The sequence below is a fragment of the Georgenia yuyongxinii genome, assembly GCF_006352065.1.
Taxonomy (GTDB): domain Bacteria; phylum Actinomycetota; class Actinomycetes; order Actinomycetales; family Actinomycetaceae; genus Georgenia; species Georgenia yuyongxinii.
On record NZ_CP040915.1, the window covers coordinates 1243810 to 1262387 of the forward strand.

At 73.4% G+C, this 18578-nt stretch carries 18 protein-coding genes; 9 read left to right on the forward strand and 9 right to left on the reverse strand.

All coding sequences use genetic code 11. From position 1 onward, the window contains the following. The first annotated feature begins 7 nt into the window (after nucleotides 1–7). A complete protein-coding gene (locus tag FE374_RS05670; RefSeq protein ID WP_139927629.1) occupies nucleotides 8–709 on the forward strand; it encodes an HAD family hydrolase in 702 nt (233 codons plus the stop codon). Here FE374_RS05670 and FE374_RS05675 read toward each other — a convergent pair. From FE374_RS05675 to folE, 4 genes are read right to left on the reverse strand one after another with little or no spacing between them, the layout of a single operon-like run. Further along, complete coding sequence (locus FE374_RS05675) at nucleotides 691–1428, reverse strand: pyrimidine reductase family protein (RefSeq protein WP_223173651.1); 738 nt, start codon at nucleotides 1426–1428, stop codon at nucleotides 691–693. The genes FE374_RS05670 and FE374_RS05675 overlap by 19 nt on opposite strands. 15 nt (nucleotides 1429–1443) lie before the next feature. Then, nucleotides 1444–2340: a dihydropteroate synthase gene (gene folP / locus FE374_RS05680; RefSeq protein ID WP_139927630.1), complete on the reverse strand. Its 897-nt coding sequence runs from the start codon at nucleotides 2338–2340 to the stop codon at nucleotides 1444–1446. A gap of 11 nt (nucleotides 2341–2351) precedes the next feature. Beyond that, on the reverse strand, nucleotides 2352–3596 hold the full coding sequence (locus tag FE374_RS05685; RefSeq protein ID WP_139927631.1) for an NAD(P)/FAD-dependent oxidoreductase: 1245 nt from the start codon (nucleotides 3594–3596) through the stop codon (nucleotides 2352–2354). Between the two features lie 47 nt (nucleotides 3597–3643). Next, nucleotides 3644–4369 (reverse strand): GTP cyclohydrolase I FolE, encoded by a 726-nt coding sequence (gene folE / locus FE374_RS05690; RefSeq protein ID WP_139927632.1) that lies wholly within the window; start codon nucleotides 4367–4369, stop codon nucleotides 3644–3646. A 117-nt stretch (nucleotides 4370–4486) separates the two neighbouring features. Between folE and FE374_RS05695 the strand changes: the two genes are divergently transcribed. Continuing rightward, nucleotides 4487–5176, forward strand: coding sequence for a helix-turn-helix transcriptional regulator (locus FE374_RS05695; protein WP_139927633.1), 690 nt, complete (start codon nucleotides 4487–4489; stop codon nucleotides 5174–5176). A gap of 32 nt (nucleotides 5177–5208) precedes the next feature. On the opposite strand, the gene pepN is transcribed toward FE374_RS05695, so the two are convergent. Beyond that, nucleotides 5209–7836 carry an aminopeptidase N gene (pepN, locus tag FE374_RS05700; RefSeq protein ID WP_139927634.1) on the reverse strand — a complete coding sequence of 876 codons (2628 nt, stop codon included), beginning with the start codon at nucleotides 7834–7836 and terminating at the stop codon, nucleotides 5209–5211. A 147-nt stretch (nucleotides 7837–7983) separates the two neighbouring features. Next, nucleotides 7984–8133 (reverse strand): hypothetical protein, encoded by a 150-nt coding sequence (locus FE374_RS20175; RefSeq protein WP_330998442.1) that lies wholly within the window; start codon nucleotides 8131–8133, stop codon nucleotides 7984–7986. A gap of 268 nt (nucleotides 8134–8401) precedes the next feature. Here FE374_RS20175 and FE374_RS05710 point away from each other — a divergent pair, with 268 nt between their 5' ends. From FE374_RS05710 to FE374_RS05720, 3 genes are all read left to right on the forward strand, one after another. After that, complete coding sequence (locus FE374_RS05710) at nucleotides 8402–9025, forward strand: mycothiol-dependent nitroreductase Rv2466c family protein (RefSeq protein ID WP_139927635.1); 624 nt, start codon at nucleotides 8402–8404, stop codon at nucleotides 9023–9025. 192 nt (nucleotides 9026–9217) lie between these two features. Continuing rightward, entirely contained in the window at nucleotides 9218–9787 is a 570-nt protein-coding gene (locus FE374_RS05715; protein ID WP_139927636.1) for a hypothetical protein, read from the forward strand. A gap of 3 nt (nucleotides 9788–9790) precedes the next feature. Next, nucleotides 9791–11029, forward strand: a complete 1239-nt coding sequence (locus FE374_RS05720; RefSeq protein WP_230978472.1) for an MFS transporter — start codon at nucleotides 9791–9793, stop codon at nucleotides 11027–11029. 19 nt (nucleotides 11030–11048) lie between these two features. Here the strand turns inward: FE374_RS05720 and FE374_RS05725 are convergent, their stop codons facing one another. Beyond that, nucleotides 11049–13130 (reverse strand): M13 family metallopeptidase, encoded by a 2082-nt coding sequence (locus tag FE374_RS05725; RefSeq protein WP_139927637.1) that lies wholly within the window; start codon nucleotides 13128–13130, stop codon nucleotides 11049–11051. 107 nt (nucleotides 13131–13237) lie between these two features. Between FE374_RS05725 and FE374_RS05730 the strand changes: the two genes are divergently transcribed. Both FE374_RS05730 and FE374_RS05735 read left to right on the forward strand, forming a co-directional pair. Beyond that, nucleotides 13238–13693, forward strand: a complete 456-nt coding sequence (locus FE374_RS05730; RefSeq protein WP_139927638.1) for a ribose-5-phosphate isomerase — start codon at nucleotides 13238–13240, stop codon at nucleotides 13691–13693. Nucleotides 13694–13725: 32 nt separating this feature from the next. Next, nucleotides 13726–14541, forward strand: a complete 816-nt coding sequence (locus FE374_RS05735; protein ID WP_139927639.1) for a hypothetical protein — start codon at nucleotides 13726–13728, stop codon at nucleotides 14539–14541. Nucleotides 14542–14622: 81 nt separating this feature from the next. On the opposite strand, the gene FE374_RS05740 is transcribed toward FE374_RS05735, so the two are convergent. Then, a complete protein-coding gene (locus tag FE374_RS05740; RefSeq protein WP_230978473.1) occupies nucleotides 14623–15927 on the reverse strand; it encodes a GNAT family N-acetyltransferase in 1305 nt (434 codons plus the stop codon). Nucleotides 15928–15988: 61 nt separating this feature from the next. Then, complete coding sequence (locus FE374_RS19755) at nucleotides 15989–16693, reverse strand: hypothetical protein (protein ID WP_139927640.1); 705 nt, start codon at nucleotides 16691–16693, stop codon at nucleotides 15989–15991. Between the two features lie 21 nt (nucleotides 16694–16714). On the opposite strand from FE374_RS19755, the gene FE374_RS19760 reads away from it, so the two are divergent. Together FE374_RS19760 and FE374_RS05755 are read left to right on the forward strand one after the other, a co-directional pair. Next, entirely contained in the window at nucleotides 16715–17086 is a 372-nt protein-coding gene (locus tag FE374_RS19760) for an MGMT family protein (protein ID WP_230978474.1), read from the forward strand. After that, a complete protein-coding gene (locus tag FE374_RS05755; protein ID WP_139927642.1) occupies nucleotides 17079–18182 on the forward strand; it encodes an Fpg/Nei family DNA glycosylase in 1104 nt (367 codons plus the stop codon). Before FE374_RS19760 ends, FE374_RS05755 begins: the two co-directional genes overlap by 8 nt. Nucleotides 18183–18578 lie beyond the last annotated feature (396 nt).

Genomic DNA, 18578 nt, shown 5'->3' on the forward strand with positions numbered 1-18578 from the left:
TCGCCTGATGACCCGGGGGTACGACGTTGCGGGCCGGGTCTCGGCCGCGCTCGCCGCGCCCGGGGCGGCCCTGCTCCTGGATCTCGACGGCACACTCGTCGACTCTGAGGCCACCCACCGCGCCGCCTTCCACCGCTACTTCCGCAGTCGCGGCTGGCAGGTGGACGACGCCACGGTCCGGGCCTTCGCCGGCCGCCGGGGCACGGAGGTCTTCGCCGAGCTCGACGGCCCGTGGGCGGGCGAGGACCCGCACCAGCTGACCCTCGCCGTGCTCGACAGCCTCGACGTCACCCTCGACCCGCCCGCGCCCGTCCCGGGTGCTGCCCGTGCGGTCGCGGGCTGGCGTGAGGCGGGGGTGCCGGTCGCCGTCGTCACCTCCGCACGCCGCTCCTGGGCACGCGACGCACTGGCGATGCTCGGGGTTGCCGACCTCGGCGTCGAGCTGGTCACCGCCGAGGACACCGCCGCCGGGAAGCCGGACCCCGCTCCCTACCGCCACGCCGCGCACCTGCTCGGGGCCGACCCGGCGGCCTGCGTCGCCGCCGAGGACACCCCCGCCGGGCTGGCCTCCGCCCTTGCCGCGGGCGTCGGCCTCGTGGTGGGCGTGACCACCTCGCACCCCGGGGAGGTGCTCCGCGCCGCCGGGGCGCACGCCGCCGTCGCGGACCTCGAGCCGCTGGTGCCGCCGGCTCAGCGGTCGCGCAGGTAGCGCAGCATCAGCATGTCGCCGGCGGTCAGCACGTGCGCCAGGCGCATCGCCCGGGTCGCCTGCGCCCCGCCGGCGCTGATCCGGCCGGCCCGGCCTCCCTCGAGCACCGGGCTCAGGGTCAGGCACAGCTCGTCGACCAGGTCGGCGGCGATGAGGGTGCCCAGCAGGTGCGGGCCGCCCTCGCACAGCACCTGATGCAGGCCGCGCCGGGTCAGCTCGGCCACCGCACGTGCCGGGTCGACAGCGTCCCGCCCGCACACCACGATGTCGGCGACGGCGGCCAGCGCCCGCCGTCGCCAGGGCGGTGCGCCGGCGTGGGTGAGGACGAGGGGCCGGGAGGGGGCCTGAGTGAAGACGGGCGACTCCGGGTCCAGGTCGAGGCGGGCGGAGACGATGGCGAGCGTGGGGTGGGCCGGCAGGCGCCGGGCGGTGCGCCAGGCGACCGCTGCAGGCTCCAAGGTCATCGCGCCGTAGCCCTCCTGCCGCAGGGTGCCCGCCCCGAGCAGGACGGCGTCGCTCAGCATGCGCAGGGTGTCGAATACCTGCTTGTCGGCGGCGTTGTTCAGCCCGCCGGACAGGCCCTCGTGGGTGGCCGCGCCGTCCAGGCTCGCGATGAAGTTCACGCGCAGGTGGGGGACGTCCCGGTCGGGGACGGCGTAGCGCAGCACCAGCTCCTCGGTGTCCAGCACGGGCTGCACCAGCTCCTCGGTGTCCAGCACGGTGGGTCCCTCCTCTCAGACGTTGTGTCGCAGGTAGGCCGGCTCGCGCAGCCCGAGCACGGCCTCGGTCATGCGGACGGCGTCGACCGTGGCGGTCACGTCGTGGGCCCGGACGATCCGGGCACCCTGCCGCACGCAGAGCACGGCCGCGGCCAACGAGCCCTCCACTCGCCGGCCCCGCTCCCGGTCGAGCGTCTCGCCGACGAAGTCCTTGTTGGAGACCGCGACGAGCGTGGGCAGGCCGAGCGCGGTGATCTCGTGCAGCCGGCGGGTCAGCTCGAGGGAGTGGTACGTGTTCTTGTTGAGATCGTGGCCCGGGTCGATGACGATCTGCCCGGGTGCCACGCCGTACCGCCCGGCACGCGCCACGCGCTCCCGCAGGAACCGGGCCACCTCGTGGACGACGTCGACGTAGCGCGGGCGCGGGTGGTGGGTGTGGGGCGCGGCGAGGGAGTGGGCGATGACCACCGTGGCGCCCGCGGCGGCGACCACCTCGGCCATCGCCGGGTCCCGTAGCCCGGAGGTGTCGTTGACGACGTCGGCACCGGCGGCCAGCGCCCGCCGGGCCACGCCCGGCCGGGCGGTGTCGACGGAGATGACGACGTCGGAGCGGGCCCGGACCGCCTCCACCACCGGCAGCACCCGGGTGAGCTCTGCCGCCTCGGTGACCGGAGGGGTGTCGGGGGAGAACGGCACGCCGCCGACGTCGACCCAGTCCGCACCCTCGGCCACGGCCGCCAGCGCCCGTTCGACGGCCCGGTCCAGGGCGAAGGTCGCGCCGCGGTCGTGGAAGGAGTCCGGCGTGCGGTTGACGATCGCCATCACCGCCACCTGGCGGTCGAAGTCGAACGTCCGCGCGCCGATCCGCCGCACCGGGGCGACCAGCGTCGGCAGCACGAGGCCGGGGTCCATCGGAGGTCCTCTCAGCTCGCCGGGGCGGCGGCGAGCTCCTCGAGCGGCACCCCTGCGTCGGTCAGACGCGTCTCGTCCACCGGGGCGCCCGAGCGGATGAGGGCGTCGATGGGCTTGTTGACGTCCCAGACGTTGACGTTCATGCCGGCGACCACGCGAGAGTCGCGCACCCAGAACGCCACGAACTCCCGCGTCGCCGGGTCGCCGCGGTAGACCACGCGGGCGTCGGCGGTCAGGTCGCCGAAGCCGGAGTACTCCATGCCGAGGTCGAACTGGTCGGTGTAGAAGTACGGCACCTGGTCGAAGGTGACGTCCTGCCCGAGCATGGACCGGGCGACCGCTGGGCCGCTGCGCAGGGCATTGGCCCAGTGCTCGACCCGGTGGTGGTGGCCGAGCCGCGGGTGGAAGGCGCGGGCGACGTCACCCGCGGCCCACACGCCGGGTGCGGAGGCGCGCAGGGAGGCGTCGACCACCACGCCGTTGTCCACCTCGAGACCGGCCGCGCGGGCCAGCTCGTCGTTGGGGACCGCGCCGATGCCCACGACGACGACGTCCGCGGGCACCGCCGCGCCGTCGGCCATGACGCCGGTGACGGCGCCGTCCTGGCCGAGGATCTCCCCGGTGGTGGTGCTCATGCGCAGGTCGACCCCGTGCTCGCGGTGGACGGCCGCGAAGATCGCGCCGAGCTCAGGGCCGAGCGGGCCCTCGAGCGGGACCGCCTCCCGGCCCAGCACGGTGACGTCGTTGCCGTAGCTGCGCGCGGCCGCCGCCACCTCCAGACCGATCCAACCGGCGCCGACGATGGCCACCCGCCGGCCGCCGTCGGCCAGGTCTGCGCGCAGGGCGTCGGAGTCCGCGCGGGTGCGCAGGTAGTGCACGCCGTCGAGGCCCTCCCCGGACCCGGACCCGGTCAGCCGACGCGGCGAGGAGCCGGTGGCGAGCAGGAGCTCGGTGTACGGCAGCTGCTCACCGCTGTCGAGCGTGACCCGGCGGGCGGCGACGTCGAGGGTCTCGGCGCGGCGCCCGAGCAGCAGCGTGACGTCGTGCTCGGGGTACCACCGCTGCGGGTGGACGAACCCGGCCTCACGCTCCTCCTTGCCCATCAGGTAGTCCTTGGACAGGGGTGGGCGGATGTAGGGCCGTTCGGGTTCCTGCCCCACGAGCGTGATCTCGCCGTCGAAGCCTTCCTTGCGCAGCGTCTGCGCCGCCTTGGCACCGGCGAGCCCGGCGCCCACGATGACGATGTGCCTGTCCATTGCTCCTCCTCGGTGGACGCGGGCCACCGGCCCGCGGGATGTGGCGGTCACTGCAGGCCCGCGAGGGCGAAGAACTCCTCGCGGGTACGCGCGTCCTCGCGCAGGGCGCCGTGCAGGGCGCTGGTGACGGTGCGCGAGCCGCTCACCTGCACGCCGCGCAGCGCCATGCACATGTGCTCGGCCTGCAGGACGACGCCGACGCCGCGCGGTGCGAGCCGGTCCTGGAGGAGGTCGGCGACCTGCTGGGTGAGCCGCTCCTGCACCTGCAGGTCGCGGGCGAAGTGGTGGAGCACCCGGGCCAGCTTCGACAGGCCGACGATCCGCTCCCCGGGCAGGTAGGCGATGTGGGCGACGCCGTGGAAGGGCAGCAGGTGGTGCTCGCACAATGAGTGGAAGGGGACGTCGCGCACGAGCACCAGCTGGTCGTAGCCCTCGTCGTTGGGGAAGGTGGTGAGGGTGAACGGCCGGGGGGTCAGCAGCTCGGCCAGCGCGTCCGCCACCCGGCGCGGCGTCTCGGCAAGGTGCGGGCCGCGCGCGTCGTGGCCGAGCGCGGCCAGCAGGTCGGTGACGGCGCGAGTGGCGGCGGCGTGGTCGATACCCCGTGCGTCGGGGTGCGCCTGCGGGAGCGGTGCCCGCGCGACCGGGGTGTCGAGCGGGGCGTTCGGAGCGGGCGGCCGAGCGTCGCGGGTGGACGGCCGGGCGTCGCGGGTGGACGGCCGCGGGTCGAGGGCCGGTGGCCGCTCTGTCAGCGGCCCGGTGGTGATGGTGGTCATCTCGGCCCCCGAAGGTGTGGGCCGCGGCGTCGGCGCCGCGTGACGAGCCCGTGCATCGACCCTAGGTCGCCGAACTTCTTTAGTCAACAGATCTTGTTTTTAGAGTATGATCTCCCCATGGCATCGCCGGACCCGCCGTCGCGGGAGTCGCGACTCTCGGCCCTCGCCGCGCTGGAAGACCCCACGCGCAGGGCGCTGTACACCTTCGTCGCAGCCCGGGAGGCGACGAGCCGAGACGCGGCGGCCGCAGCCCTTGGCCTGAGCCGGAGCACCGCAGCCTTCCACCTCGACCGCCTGGCGCGCGCGGGGCTCCTCGCCGTGGAGTTCCGGCGGCTGGGGGAGCGGACCGGTCCCGGCTCGGGCCGGCCCGCGAAGATCTACCGTCGGGCGGCGGCGGAGGTGAGCGTGTCCGTGCCGGAGCGCCAGTACGAGCTCGCCGGGGAGCTGCTCGCGCGTGCCGTGGAGGAGTCCGGGGACGGAGCCGGCCCGGTGCGCGAGGCGCTGCGCCGCGTGGCGCGCGAGCAGGGCCGGGCCACCGGTGCGGGCGCCACCACCTTCGAGGCCGCGCTCGCGGCAGGCGGGTACGAGCCCCGTCCCGACGCCGCGGGCGGGACCGTGATGGGCAACTGCCCCTTCCATCGCCTGGCGCAGCAGCACACCGCGCTGGTGTGCGACCTCAACCGGGAGCTGGTCTGCGGGCTGGCCGAGGGGACCGGCGCGGAGCGGACCGTGCTGACCGACCCGGGCGCCGGCGGCTGCTGCGTTCGGGTGACGTTGCCGGACGAGCCCGGCGCGCCCACCCCCTGAGGGCACGCACGCCGGGCCTTGGACGCGCCGGCTCAGCGGGCGCGGTCGGCCTGCGGGGCGCGGCGGGCCGCCTCGGCGCGGTCGGCCTCCTGGGCGCGGACGGCGCGGCGGGCGGCGTCGAGGTTCTCCACCACCAGCCGACGCAGCGCCGGCGCTGCGTCGGGGTGGGCGTCCAGCCACTCCTGGGTCAGCGCGACGACGTCCACCCCGTGCTGGCGCGCGAGGCCGGCGAGCCGGTGCGGGTACAGGCCGACGACGATGTTCTGCGCCATCTCGCTGGTCTTCTCCGTCCACACCCGGTCAAGCACGTCGAAGTACGCCCGGGCGAAGGGAGCGAGCAGCGCCCGGTCGTGGACCTGCGGGAACCCGCCGATGACGTTCGACTGCACGGCGTTGGGCAGCGCGTCGGAGTCCACGACGTCCGCCCAGGCGCGGGCCTTGTTCGCGGTGGTCGGGATCGCGGCGCGGACCCGGGCAGCGCTCTGGTGCCCGATGGCCGTGGCGTCACGCTCAAGCTCCGCGTCGATCTCCTGGGCACCGGCGCGCCCGCCGGCGACCAGGCCCTGCAGCAACGTCCAGCGCAGGTCGGTGTCCACGGCCAGGCCGGGTAGCGCCGTCGTCCCGTCCAGCAGGCCCGCCAGAGCGTCGAGCGCGTCGGCACCAACGGCGTGCGCGGCGAGGGCCCGAACGAGCTGCAGCTGGGTGTCCGAGGCGGGCGCCGCCGCACGGGCCAGCTCGAGCAGCCGGCCGGCGACCGCCGGCTCGAGCCCGCGGCGTGCCTCAGGTGCGGTGTACGAGCCCAGCGCGGTGGCGAGCTGGCGGAGCAGCACCTGGACCACCGAGGAGTCGGACTCCGTGGCGACCGCGGTGAGTGCGAGGTCCATGAAGTCCCGGGCCGCCCACTCGCCGTCGCGGGTCATGTCCCAGGCCGAGGCGAGCACCAGGGCGCGGGGCAGCGACTCCGCGAAGCCGCCCAGGTGCGCGACCGCCGTGGCGAGGGACCGCTCGTCCAGGCGCACCTTGGCGTAGGCGAGGTCCTCGTCGTTGAGCAGGATGAGGTCCGGGCGGCGCGTGCCGGCGAGCTCGGGCACATCGGTGCGGGCGCCGTCGACGTCGAGCTCGATGCGCACCGTGCGCTCCAGCCGGGCCTCGGCACCGTCCCCGACGACGTCGTAGCCACCGATGACCAGGCGGTGGGGGCGCAGCTCGGGGTGCTCGTCCGGCGCCTCCTGGACGACGACGAATGAGGCGATCGTCTCGCCCTCACCCTCGCGGGCCGGCTCCGAGACGATGTCCGGGCGCAGGAGGGTCACGCCCGCCGCCTCCAGCCAGATCTTCGACCACGAGCCCAGCTCACGCCCGGAGGTGGCCTCGAGCTCGGTGAGCAGGTCGGGCAGCTCGGTGTTGGAGAACGCGTGCTTCGCGAAGTAGCGCTGGACGCCCGCGAGGAAGGCGTCCCGGCCCACCCAGGCCACGAGCTGCTTGAGGACCGAGGCGCCCTTGGCGTAGGTGATGCCGTCGAAGTTGACCTCGACGTCCTCCAGGTCGTTGATCGGCGCGACGATCGGGTGAGTGGAGGGCAGCTGGTCCTGGTTGTAGGCCCACGACTTCTCCATCGAGGAGAACGTGGTCCACGCGCTGGTCCAGCGGGTGGCCTCGGCGGTGGCGAGGTGAGAGGCGAACTCGGCGAAGGACTCGTTGAGCCAGAGGTCGTTCCACCAGCGCATCGTCACCAGGTCGCCGAACCACATGTGGGCGAGCTCGTGCAGGATCGTCACCGCACGGCGCTCCACCGTGGCCTCGGGCACCTTCGAGCGGAAGACGTAGTTCTCCACGATGGTCACCGCGCCCGCGTTCTCCATGGCGCCGGCGTTGAACTCGGGCACGAAGAGCTGGTCGTACTTGGTGAAGGGGTACGGCTGGTCGAACGCCTTCTCGTAGAAGGCGAACCCGGCGCGCGTGATGTCCATGATCTCTTCGGCGTCGAGGTGCTCGGCCAAGGAGGCCCGGCAGTACACGCCCAGGGGGATGGTCCGCCCGTCGATCGAGGTCAGCTCGCCGGTGACCCGGTGGTAGGGGCCCGCGACGATCGCGGTGAGGTAGGAGGAGATCACCTCGGTGGGGGCGAAGCGCCATGTCGCGGTGCCCCCGGTGCCCGGTTCGGGGTCGGGCGTGGCGGTGTTGGAGACCACGGTCCAGTGCGCCGGTGCGGTGACCGTGAAGGTGAAGGTCGCCTTGAGGTCGGGCTGCTCGAACACTGCGAAGACGCGGCGGGAGTCGGCCACCTCGAACTGCGTGTAGAGGTAGACCTCGCTGTCCACGGGGTCGACGAAGCGGTGCAGGCCCTCGCCGGTGTTCATGTACCGGCAGGTGGCCATCACCTCGACCACGTTGTGCTCGGCGAGCCCGGTCAGCGCGAGCCGGGAGTCGGCGAACGCCGCGGTGTCCACCGCGGCGCCGTTGAGGGTGATGCTCTCCACCGACTCGGCGATGAGGTCGAGGAAGGTGCTTGCCCCGGAGGTGGCGTCGAACCGGAGCGTCGTGGTCGAGCCGAACACCCGCTCGCCCCGGGTGAGGTCGAGCACGACGTCGTAGGTCGACGTGGTGACGGTGCGAGCCCGCTCCTGGGCTTCGGCGCGGGTGAGGTTCTCTCCGGGCATGGGTCTCCTTCGCTCTGCGCCGGCGGGCGCTGGTGGTGCGCGCACGGCACGCACCCAGCCGATCCTGCCACGCGGCCTGGCGGCGGCCGACCTGATATCCGCGGGCTCGCGGCGCCGCGGGTGCCTGGGGTCCTCGCTCACGACCGATCACGCTGACGGGTCCGCCGGCCTTTCGGTCCCCTGTACGGGAGGTGCCCAGGCGGGACGCCGGATCAGGCAGAACGGGTGCCCGGCCGGGTCGGCGTAGTCATGGCTGGAATCCGGTGCCGTCAGCGGGCGCGCCCCGAGGGTGAGCACCCGGGCGTGTGCGGTCTCGAGGTCGTCGACTTGACGTCGAGGTGGATCTGTTGCGGATACCGAGGGTCCGGCCAGCGCGGTGGCTGGTGGTCGGGAGCACGCTGGAAGGCGATGCCCGGGGCCTGGTCGTGGGACGAGACCACGACCCAGCCGCTGTCGTAGTGACGGGCAGGCCCACGCCTACGAGGTCGACGATGTGCCCCGCCTCACAGGGCCGAGTAAACGGACACCTGTGTACACGACCCAGCGAGTAACGCACCATGAGGGTATGACTGAGACGACCCCCGCCACCGACACCGCCGACTTCTGGTTCGACCCGATGTGCCCCTGGGCCTGGATGACGTCCCGCTGGATCGGCGAGGTCGAGCAGGTCCGCAACGTCTCCGTGCGCTGGCACGTGATGAGCCTCTCCGTGCTCAACGAGAACCGTGAGCTGCCCGAGGACTACGCCGACCTCATGCAGCGTGCCTGGGGCCCGGTCCGCGTGGTCAACGCCGCCCGCGAATTGCACGGCGACGACGTCGTCAAGCCGCTCTACGACGCCCTCGGTACCCGCATCCACCTGCAGCAGCGCGGCAACGACCTGCCCGCCGTGATCGACGAGGCGCTCGCCGAGGTCTCGCTGCCCGCCGAGCTCGCGCGGTACGCCGGCACCGACGAGCTGGACGAGTCGCTGCGCGCCTCGCACAAGAAGGCCATCGACCTCGTCGGTGAGGACGTCGGCACCCCGGTCGTCGCCGTCAACGGGACCGGCTTCTTCGGCCCCGTCGTCACGCCCGCCCCCAAGGGCGAGGACGCGGGCAAGCTCTGGGACGGCGCCGTGGCGGTGGCGAGCATCGACGGGTTCTACGAGATCAAGCGCACACGGACCTCCGGGCCGATCTTCGACTGAATGGCGTAGCGTGGCCCCGGCCCGAGCGGGGCCGTGGCGGGCGCCTTGCGGCGCCGCGCGGCCCGGCCGTCGCGCCCGCCCAGCCGGCCGGAGCACGCCGGCGCGGAGCCGGGCGCACGGTCGTGCTGCGGGAGCACACCGGCGACTCCCGAGGAGTCAGCACGCCGGCCCGGGGGAGGAACAGGAGTGCGGATGCAGGCAGGAACCCGACGGCTCAGTGGCGCGGAGACCGCGATCGCGGTGGTCGCCGCCGTGCTCGTGCTCGTCTTCGCCGTGATGGTGGCGATGCGTGTGTCCGGCCCGGGCGGGCAGGCCCCCGCTGCTGCCAGCGGCTCGCAGGAGACCACGGCGACCAGCACCGCTCCCGAGGAGCCAGCCACCGCGGGTGAGGACCTCTCGGGTGTCTCCTTCGACTTTGCGGCCCCCAGCGGGAACATCGCCTGCAGCATCGACGCCGAACGGGCGCTGTGCGGGATCGCCGACTTCAGCTACGCCGACTCCATCCCGAGCGCGGTGGTGGCGGCGTGCGAGGGCAGCGTCGGGCACTTCCTCCAGGTGTCCGCCGAGGGTGCCGAGCTCGTGTGCGACACCTCGGGCCAGCAGCTGCAGATCGACACCTCCGGACTGCCTACCCTCGGCTACGGCCAGGAGCGCACCGCCCAGGGCTTCACCTGCACCTCGAGCGAGACCGGTATGTCGTGCGCGCACGACGACGCGGGCTACTCCTTCGCCGTACGCCGCGCCGCGTACGACCTGAGCTAGCCGGTGAGCGAAGCCGCACCCGCGGGACTGGCCGGCGCCCTTCCCGCACGCAGACTCGGCGCCGCCCTCTTCGCGATGGCGGTCGGCTCCTTCGCGATCGGCACCACCGAGTTCGCGACCATGGGTCTGCTGCCCCGGATCGCGGCCGACTTCGGGGCCACCCTGCCGGAGGCCGGCCACCTCGTCTCCGCCTACGCGCTCGGCGTCGTCGTCGGCGCACCGCTGATCGTGCTGGCCCTGCCACGCACCCCGCGCACCGGCATGCTCGTTGGACTCGCCGTGGCGCTCGCCCTCGGCAACGCCTTCTCCGCCCTTGCGCCCACCATGCCGACCGTGCTGGTGGCCCGGTTCGTCGCGGGCCTGCCGCACGGGGCGTACTTCGGGATCGCGGCCGTGGTCGCGGCCGCCATCTCCCCGCCGCAGCGGCGCGGCCGGTCGGTCTCGCTGGTGATGGTGGGCCTGACCGTAGCCACCACCCTGGGCGTGCCGGTCTCCACGGCGCTGGGTCAGGGCGTCGGGTGGCGCGCCGCGTACTGGCTGGTCACCGTGGTGGCCCTGCTCGCCGCGGTGGCCATCTGGCGGTGGGTGCCGCCGGTCGCGGTCCGCGCCGGGGCGACGGCCCGGCGAGAGCTCAGCGCGCTGCGATCGCCGCAGCTGTGGCTGGCCGTGGCCACCGGCGCGATCGGATTCGGCGGCATGTTCGCCGTGTACAGCTACATCACCCCGACGATGACGGACGTAGCCGGTATCGCCGAGAGCCAGGTGCCCTGGGTGCTCGCGCTGTTCGGGGCGGGCATGACGGTGGGCACGGTGCTCGGCGGACGCCTCGCCGACCGGTCGATCTTCGGGGCGATCTTCACCGGGTTGGCGGCCATGGCCGTGACGCTTGCGCTGTTCGGGGCGGGTGCGACGGGGCCGGCGCGCGCCGTCCTCCTCGTGGTGTTCGTCGCCGTGGCCAGCCAGTTCATCGGCCCGGCCCTGCAGACCCGGCTGCTGGACGTCTCGCGCGAGGGGCCCTCGCTGGGGGCGGCCCTGCACCACAGCGCGCTGAACATCGGTAACGCGCTCGGTGCGTGGGTGGGCGGCGTCGTCATCGCTGCCGGTTACGGCTTGCTTGCCCCGGCCTGGGCCGGGTCCGTGCTCGCCGTGGCGGGCCTGGGCCTCGCCGTGGTCTCGTGGGCGCTCGAGCGCCGTGCGGGCGCCCCGGCCCGGTTCGGTCAGGCGATCGAGCCGACCGCCTGACCGAACCGGGGCGCGCGGGTCACCAGATGTGGACGCGCTCCTCGGGCGGGAGGTAGAGCGCGTCCTCAGGCGTGAGGGCGAAGGCCTCCACGAAGGCGTCCATGTTCCGCACCACCCCGTTGCACCGGAACTCCGCGGGGGAGTGCGGGTCGATCGTCAGCAGCCGGATGATCTCCGCGTCGCGGCCCTTCTCCCGCCAGATCCGGGCCCAGGAGACGAAGACGCGCTGCAGGCCGGTCAGCCCATCGACCTCCGGGGCGTCCGCCAACGAGGCGATCCCGTCGGCGCGAAGCGCGATCTCGTAGGCCTTCACCGCGATGGAGAGTCCGCCGAGGTCGCCGATGTTCTCCCCGATGGTCAGGGCGCCGTTCACATGGTGCGAGCCGTCGAGCTGGGCCGGGGAGTACGCGGCGTACTGCTTGATGAGCACCTTCGTGCGCTGCTCGAACTCCGCGCGGTCCGCCTCCGTCCACCAGTCCGTCAGGCGCCCGGTGCCGTCGTACTTCGAGCCCTGGTCGTCGAAGCCGTGCCCGATCTCGTGCCCGATGACAGCACCGATGCCGCCGTAGTTCCACGCGTCGTCGGCCGTAGGGTCGAAGAACGGCGGCTGCAGGATCGCCGCGGGGAAGACGATCTCGTTCATCGTCGGGTTGTAGTAGGCGTTGACCATCTGCGGCGGCATGAACCACTCGTCGCGATCCATGGGCTTGCCGAGCTTGTCCAGGTCGCGGCGCTCCTCGAACAGGTGCGCCGCGCGCACGTTGCCGAGCACGTCGGTGGGGTCGATCTCCAGGGCGGAGTAGTCACGCCACTTGTCCGGGTAGCCGATCTTCGGGCGGAACGCGTCGAGCTTGGCCAGTGCGCGTGCCTTGGTCTCCTCGCCCATCCAGTCCAGGGAGCCGATCGACTCGCGGTAGGCGGCGATGAGGTTGTCGACCAGTCGCTGCATCTGGGCCTTGTGCTCGGGCGGGAAGTGCCGGGCGACGTACAGCTCGCCGACCGCCTCGCCGAGGCCGCCCTCGACCAGCGCCACCCCGCGCTTCCACCGCTCGCGCAGCTCCTCGGCGCCGGTGAGGGTGCGGCCGTAGAAGTCGAAGTTCTCGTCCACGAAGGCTTGGGGGAGGTAGGGCGCCCGCGCGTGGACCACGTGCCAGGTGAGCCACATCCGCAGCGAGTCCGTGTCCAGGGAGTCCCAGGCCGCCGCGAACGCGGTGAGGTAGGAGGGCATCGCCACGATCGTGTGGTCGAAGGCCCCCTCCGGCACGGCCAGGGCGGTGCGCCACAGGTCCCATTCGAACCCCGGCGCGGAGGCGACGAGGTCGGCCCAGTCGGTGGGGTTGTTGATGAGGTCCGCCTCGCGGGACTTCACCCGGTCCCAGTGGCCCGCAGCGAGGGTGGTCTCCACCGCCATGACGCGCTCCGCGGCCCCCATCGCCTCGTCCTCGGTGACCAAGCCGGTCAATGCGAGCATGGATGCCACGTGCGCGACGTAGGCGGTCCGCACCGCCGCGTGCGCCTCGTCGCGGTAGTAGGACTCGTCCGGCAGGCCGAGGCCGGACTGCCAGAAGAAGACCGTGTAGCGCTCGGGGTCGTTGAGGTCGGTGTCGACGCCGTAGCCGACGCCGCCGGTGACGCCGGTGGGCTGCAGCGCACCCATGGCCCGGACGAGCGCGGGCTTGTCGAGCGCGGCCGTGAGCAGCTCCAGGTCGGCGCCCAGCGGGGCGGTGCCGAGCGCCTCGATGCGTTCGGTCGCCATGAACGAGGCGTAGAGGTCACCGATCTTGCGGGCGTTCTCCGGGCTGCCCAGCCGGGCCGCCGCCTCGGCCGGCGAGGCGTCGCCGGAGGGTGCCGCGGCGTCCCCGTCAGCTGACTCGCCTTCGGCGCGACGCGCTGCATCCTCGATGATCGCCCGCACCCGCTCCTCGGAGCGGTCGCGCAGCACCAGGAAGGAGCCGTCCCGCGCCCGGTCGGCCGGGACGACGTGCTCGCGCAGCCACGTGCCGTTGACGTGGCGGAACAGGTCGTCCTGCGGCCGCACAGCGGTGTCCATGGCGTCGAGGTCGCTCATCGGCGAGGACTCGTTGACATCGGTCGTCGTCATGCCCCGACCCTACGGCAGGGCACTGACACCGGGCGTGCGGCCGGAGCGCCGGCACCGGTCGCGGCGAATGGCACGGCCCGCCGTGCCGGCTTGGCACAATGACCCCCATGCGTATCCACATCGCCGCCGATCATGCGGGATTCGAGCTCAAGGCCACGCTCGTCGAGCACCTCACGGCCGCCGGTCACGACGTCGTCGACCACGGCGCCGAGACCTACGACGCCCAGGACGACTACCCGCCCGTGTGCTTCGCCGCCGGTGCCGCCGTCGTGGCGGAGCCCGGCTCGCTCGGCATCGTCCTGGGCGGCTCGGGCAACGGTGAGCAGATCGCGGCGAACAAGGTGCCCGGTGTGCGGGCGGCGCTCGCCTGGAACGTGGAGATCGCGGCCCTCGCCCGTGCGCACAACGACGCCAACGTCGTTGCCCTGGGGGCGCGGCAGCACTCCGTGGACGAGGCGACGGCGATCGTCGAGGCCTTCCTGGCGGAGCCGTTCTCCGGGGATGCCCGGCACCAGCGCCGGATCGACCTCGTCGCCGCGTACGAGGGCGCCCGCGCCCGCTGACGGACCGCGGGCCGGGGACGTTGCGAGGGCCTGTGGACAAGCCGCCACCGCGCGCGGTGCTCGACGCGTTCGGCGTGTCCGCGGACCCTCTCCCGCTGGCGGGCGGGCAGGAGAAGGCCTGGCAGGTGCAGGGTCTCGTGCTCAAGCCCCTCGACATGTCGGTCGCGGAGCTGCGGTGGCAGGAGGGTGTCCTGGCGGCGCTCGACGGCGCCCTCGACGTCCGCGTCGCGCCGCCTGTCCGCTCGGCACACGGCAGACTGGTCGTCGCCGGCTGGACCGCCTGGCGCTACGAGGGCGGCTCGCCGGCGACCCCGGACCGGTACGGCGACGTGGTAGCTGCTGGGCGCGCGTTCCACGAGCACCTTCGACGGTGTCCTCGGCCGGCTCTGCTGGACAGCCGCGACCACCCGTGGGCGCGGGCGGACCGGGTCGCCTGGGGGGAGGCGTCGCTCGACGACGGCGCTCGCCTCCCGCACGTGGCGGCGCTGCTCGAGCTCCGCCGGCCGGTCGATGCCCCGGCCCAGCTCGTCCACGGGGACCTCACCGACAATGTCCACCTGCACCCGGACCTGCCGCCGTTGGTGCTGGACTTCTCGCCGTACTGGCGGCCGCCGTCGTACGCCACGGCGATCGTGGTTGCCGACGCCGTCGTCTTCCGTGGCGCTCCATTCGATCTCGTCGCGGAGGTGCGCGCCCAGGAGACCACCGAGTTCCCCCAGATGCTGGTCCGGGCGCTCCTCTTCCGGGCGGTCGCCGACCACCTGCTGGCGCCCGACAAGAGCGAGGAGTGGGCCCGCTGGTTCGCCCCGGCGGTCCGGGTGGTCGCCGAGCTCGCCGGCGGCGGTTGAGGAGGCGAGCTCGCCGGCGGCGGTTGAGGAGGCGAGCTCAGCCCGCTCGGATGGTCGAGGCGAGCTAGCGACTCAGGTTCGCTAGAAGCCCCAGCTCATCGCCGGCGCCACCGGCCACCCGAAGGCGGCCGACGCCGCAGCCAGCGTGCCGGGGGTGATCTCACGCGCACGGCCGGCCAGCGCCAGCGCCCCCAGCGAGGTGCCGCCCAGGTAGACGGCGGCCAGGTCGGCGACGTCCAGTGCGACGTCCGCGCCACGGGTCGCGGGGACCACGGTCGCGACGTCCGGGCCGCCCCGCAGGTGCCAGCGCCCGGAGTTGCCGGGGAGCACCGTGTCCCGGACCTCGAGCACGACGTCGACCGGTGCCTGGTAGTGCCGGGCCGACAGGGCGGCGGGCACGTCGAGCAGGCGCAGCCACACGCCGTCGTGCTCCACGGCCCGTGCGGCACGGTGGTCGACCACGAGGCCACGCAGGGCGTCGTCGGTCGCCAGCTCGCCGGTCTCGACCGAGCTCATAAGGTCCAGATCCGCGAGCGTGCCCCACAGCGCCCGGGCGGCTGCGGCATCGAGCGCAACCGCCTCGCGGACCTTGACCACGCCCAGGGGATCATGAGCGGCGGACCAGGACGAGTGACGGCGGAAGATCGCGTACCCGCGCGGCTCGCCGGCCGCGGTGCAGACCACGGCGATCCGCAGCGCCTCAGCCCCGCGCCGCTCGGAGGGGCGGTCGAGCAGCGGGCGACGGCGGAGCACCGGGGTGTCCCGGGTGATCCAGCCGGGCCGGTCGACCGCGGCGTGCACCTCCTGCAGGAGCGTGGTGTGCCGGTCCGGATCGGCGCTCTCCAGCTCCACTACGAGGTCGTCGCTGCCCGGCACCTCGCGCAGGTCCGCACGCCGCGGCAGCGTCATGTGCACGTGGTGGGTGGCGATGCCGTAGCCGTAGCGGCCGTAGATGCCGGCCTCCGCGGCGTTGAGGGCCGAGACGATCTCCCCGCGCGCGATCGAGCGATGCAGGTGCGCGACGACCATGGCTCGCGCCAGGCCGCGACGACGGTGGCCCGGGTGCACGCTGACCCACGTCAGCCCGGCCGTGGGGACCCGCTGGCCGCCCGGCACGGGCAGGGTGAAGGCGTAGGACGAATGAGCGGCGACCAGCCGCGGCACGTCGCCGCGTCCGTCCCAGATGCCGACCGAGCGTCCCGGCTCGAGGGGCCAGCGCCACACGGCCTCATCCTCCGGCTCGGTGAAGTCGGCGAAGGCCCAGCGGTCGATGTCGAGCAGTGCCTCGCGGTCGCCGGTGTCATCGAGCTCAGCGAGCCGGTACCCGGCGGGCAGCGTGACGCCGAGCGCGTCGAGATCAGGAAGCGTGGTGGTGGGGAAGGTCACGCGGACGAGGATGCCAGGCCCGGTGGACCTGGGGCGAGCGGAATCTCCTCGGGCGGCGCGTCTAGCGTCCGGTACGTGGCCGGGCGGCCGCCACCGCGAGGACGACGGCGAGCGGCACCAGCACCACCACCAGGACCGGCAGCAGTGTCAAGAGCCAGGCGCTGACACCGACCAGGACACCCTGCGAGAGCCAGCGGACGACGTCGGCCCGACCGGCCTGAGCGCGCTTGGCCACCGCACCCGCTCGGGCGCGCTCGCCGGCGTCGCCCTCGGTGAGGAGAAGGGCACGCAGGGTCCGGGCGCGGGCGAGGGTCGCCACCGCCCCGCACAGCAACCAGCCGCCGCCCGCGACGAGCGCGCCGGCCCAACCGGCCCGGGCGAGCACGGCGACAGCGAGCGCGACCACGGGGGCGAGGGCCGCCGTCGTCAGGGCGCCGACGATCAGGGCGCCAGAGCTGGAACGACCGCGTACGGCGCCGACGACGGCGACACCGATGGCGGTGGCCACCGCCCAGCCCACCATCGTGATCGTCAGCGCGGACACCGCGGCGCCCGTGCCGGCGGCGCCGACAGCCACGACCATTGCCACCGCGATCACCACCACCGCTGTGGCGATCATGGTGACGGCGCGGACCAGGGCGCTGCGGCGGGCCGCTCCCACGATCGCCGCGACGTCGAGGTGCTCGTGGGGCACGGAGTCGTCGCAGTGCTCGCAGCGGTAGGACGCTGGAGCGGGGGAAGGGGCGGTAGTGGTGTGCTCGCTCATCGTGCTTGCGATCATAAGGGCGTGCACCCAGACCGGACCGAGCTGACCGAGCTCGTGCTCGACGTCGTCGACCAGATCCCGGCCGGCCGCGTGACCACCTATGGGCTGGTCGCCGAGGCCGTCCGGGCCGTGTCCGGGCGCGGCCACGCCCGGCATGTGGGGACGATCATGGCGACCTACGGTGCGGAGGTGCCGTGGTGGCGGGTGGTGCGCGCCGACGGCAGCCTGCCGCGGCAGCTGCGCGAGCGGGCGGTGGCGCACTACCGCGAGGAGGGCACGCCGATGAGCGGGTTCGTGGCGGGCCGGGTGGAGCTGCACCGGGCCCTGTGGGACGCGCCGCAGGCGTGGCAGGCGCCGGCGGCGGCGTCCGGCGCGGGGAGCTCCGATGCCTGAGGGGCACACCGTCCACCGGCTCGCGCACGCGTTCCGCGAGCTCTTCGGCGGGCAGCGCCTCGAGGTCAGCTCGCCGCAGGGACGCTTCGCGGACGGTGCCGCGCTGCTGGACGGTCAGGTGCTCGTGGCCACGGAGGCACACGGCAAGCACCTGTTCCTCGCCTTCGCACCCGAGGGGCGGGACGACGTCGCCGTCCTCGCGGAGACCGCCGCGGCCGCGCCTGAGTCGCCGGACGCGGCCCTGCATGGCGACGGCGTGCGCTGGCTGCGCGTCCACCTGGGCCTGTACGGCTCCTGGCGCTTCGCGGGCGACGAGACGTTCCACGCCCCGCACGCGATCGGCGCGCCACGGCGCCGGGTGGGGGAGGAGGAGACCGCCGTCGCGCTGTCCCCGGACGAGGCGTTCGAGGATGTCGAGGAGGTCGGCGCGGACGACGGCGCCGGCTCTGCGGCCGCTCGGTCCGGGGCCGAGGGGGAGGTGGTCGACGCCGGCCGGCGCTCGGTCCGACCCGGAGCGGCGACCGCCACTGCGACGGCGGCGTGGCGGGTGCCGGCACCGCGCGGTGCGGTGCGGGTTCGGCTCCTCGGTGAGCACGGAGTCGCCGACCTCACCGGACCGACCGCCTGCGAGGTGGTCACTGCCGACGAGAAGCAGGCGGTCCACGACCGGCTCGGCCCTGACCCCCTGCGCGCCGACGGCGACCGCGAGGCGTTCGTGCGAGGCGTGCGCAAGCGTCGCCGCACGGTCGGTGAGCTGCTCATGGACCAGTCGGTGATCGCGGGCGTGGGCAATATCTACCGGGCCGAGGCCCTCAACCGGTCACGGGTGCATCCGCTCCGCCTCGGCCAGGACGTGTCCGTCGCCAAGCTGCGCGCCATCTGGGACGACCTCGCCGTGCTCATGGCCGACGGCGTCACCACCGGCCGGATCGTCACCACCCGTCCCGAGGACCGCCACGACCCCGAGGACCGCTGGTACGTCTACCACCGCTCCGGTCGGCCGTGCCTGGTGTGCGGGACGAAGGTGGCCGAGGCGCCCATGGCCGGTCGCCGGCTGTTCTGGTGCCCGCGGTGCCAGCGGGCGCCGCGGCCCTGACGCCTACCGTCGATTCCTGCTCTCCGCTGTGCCCGCCACGTGACGCGGCGAGTGCTCCTGGACGCCTGAGAATTGTCGCAATACTCGATGATTAGCAATCTGTGCGACATATGAAGCCGATTGCCGTGAGTCGCAAATTCGGATTCTTCCTTCTCTTGCGTTGATTGCCGCGGATAGCCGCGCTGTGCTTGCGAGAATCGCCGCACTCTTGGGATAACCCCCTTCTCACCCCGCGGGTGAGGGGTGGGAGAGGTCCTTTCACCTTGCTACTCACCCCAAGGGTGGGCCACTCTTGGGCGACTGGGTTAATTAACGGGTGAACGATCCCCGAAATGTTCTCAAACCTAGTTTCAGGTATTTGTAGGTAATTATGTTTCTGCATGAGACGCAATATTC

Bases quoted from the DNA above. Each gene is read 5' to 3' on its own strand.
- pepN (WP_139927634.1), bottom strand. From the start codon at position 7,836: ATGCCCGGAGAGAACCTCACCCGCGCCGAAGCCCAGGAGCGGGCTCGC.
- FE374_RS05725 (WP_139927637.1), bottom strand. From the start codon at position 13,130: ATGACGACGACCGATGTCAACGAGTCCTCGCCGATGAGCGACCTCGAC.
- FE374_RS05685 (WP_139927631.1), bottom strand. From the start codon at position 3,596: ATGGACAGGCACATCGTCATCGTGGGCGCCGGGCTCGCCGGTGCCAAG.
- FE374_RS05715 (WP_139927636.1), top strand. From the start codon at position 9,218: ATGCAGGCAGGAACCCGACGGCTCAGTGGCGCGGAGACCGCGATCGCG.
- FE374_RS19755 (WP_139927640.1), bottom strand. From the start codon at position 16,693: ATGAGCGAGCACACCACTACCGCCCCTTCCCCCGCTCCAGCGTCCTAC.
- FE374_RS05695 (WP_139927633.1), top strand. From the start codon at position 4,487: ATGGCATCGCCGGACCCGCCGTCGCGGGAGTCGCGACTCTCGGCCCTC.
- FE374_RS05670 (WP_139927629.1), top strand. From the start codon at position 8: ATGACCCGGGGGTACGACGTTGCGGGCCGGGTCTCGGCCGCGCTCGCC.
- FE374_RS05730 (WP_139927638.1), top strand. From the start codon at position 13,238: ATGCGTATCCACATCGCCGCCGATCATGCGGGATTCGAGCTCAAGGCC.
- folE (WP_139927632.1), bottom strand. From the start codon at position 4,369: ATGACCACCATCACCACCGGGCCGCTGACAGAGCGGCCACCGGCCCTC.
- folP (WP_139927630.1), bottom strand. From the start codon at position 2,340: ATGGACCCCGGCCTCGTGCTGCCGACGCTGGTCGCCCCGGTGCGGCGG.
- FE374_RS05755 (WP_139927642.1), top strand. From the start codon at position 17,079: ATGCCTGAGGGGCACACCGTCCACCGGCTCGCGCACGCGTTCCGCGAG.
- FE374_RS05710 (WP_139927635.1), top strand. From the start codon at position 8,402: ATGACTGAGACGACCCCCGCCACCGACACCGCCGACTTCTGGTTCGAC.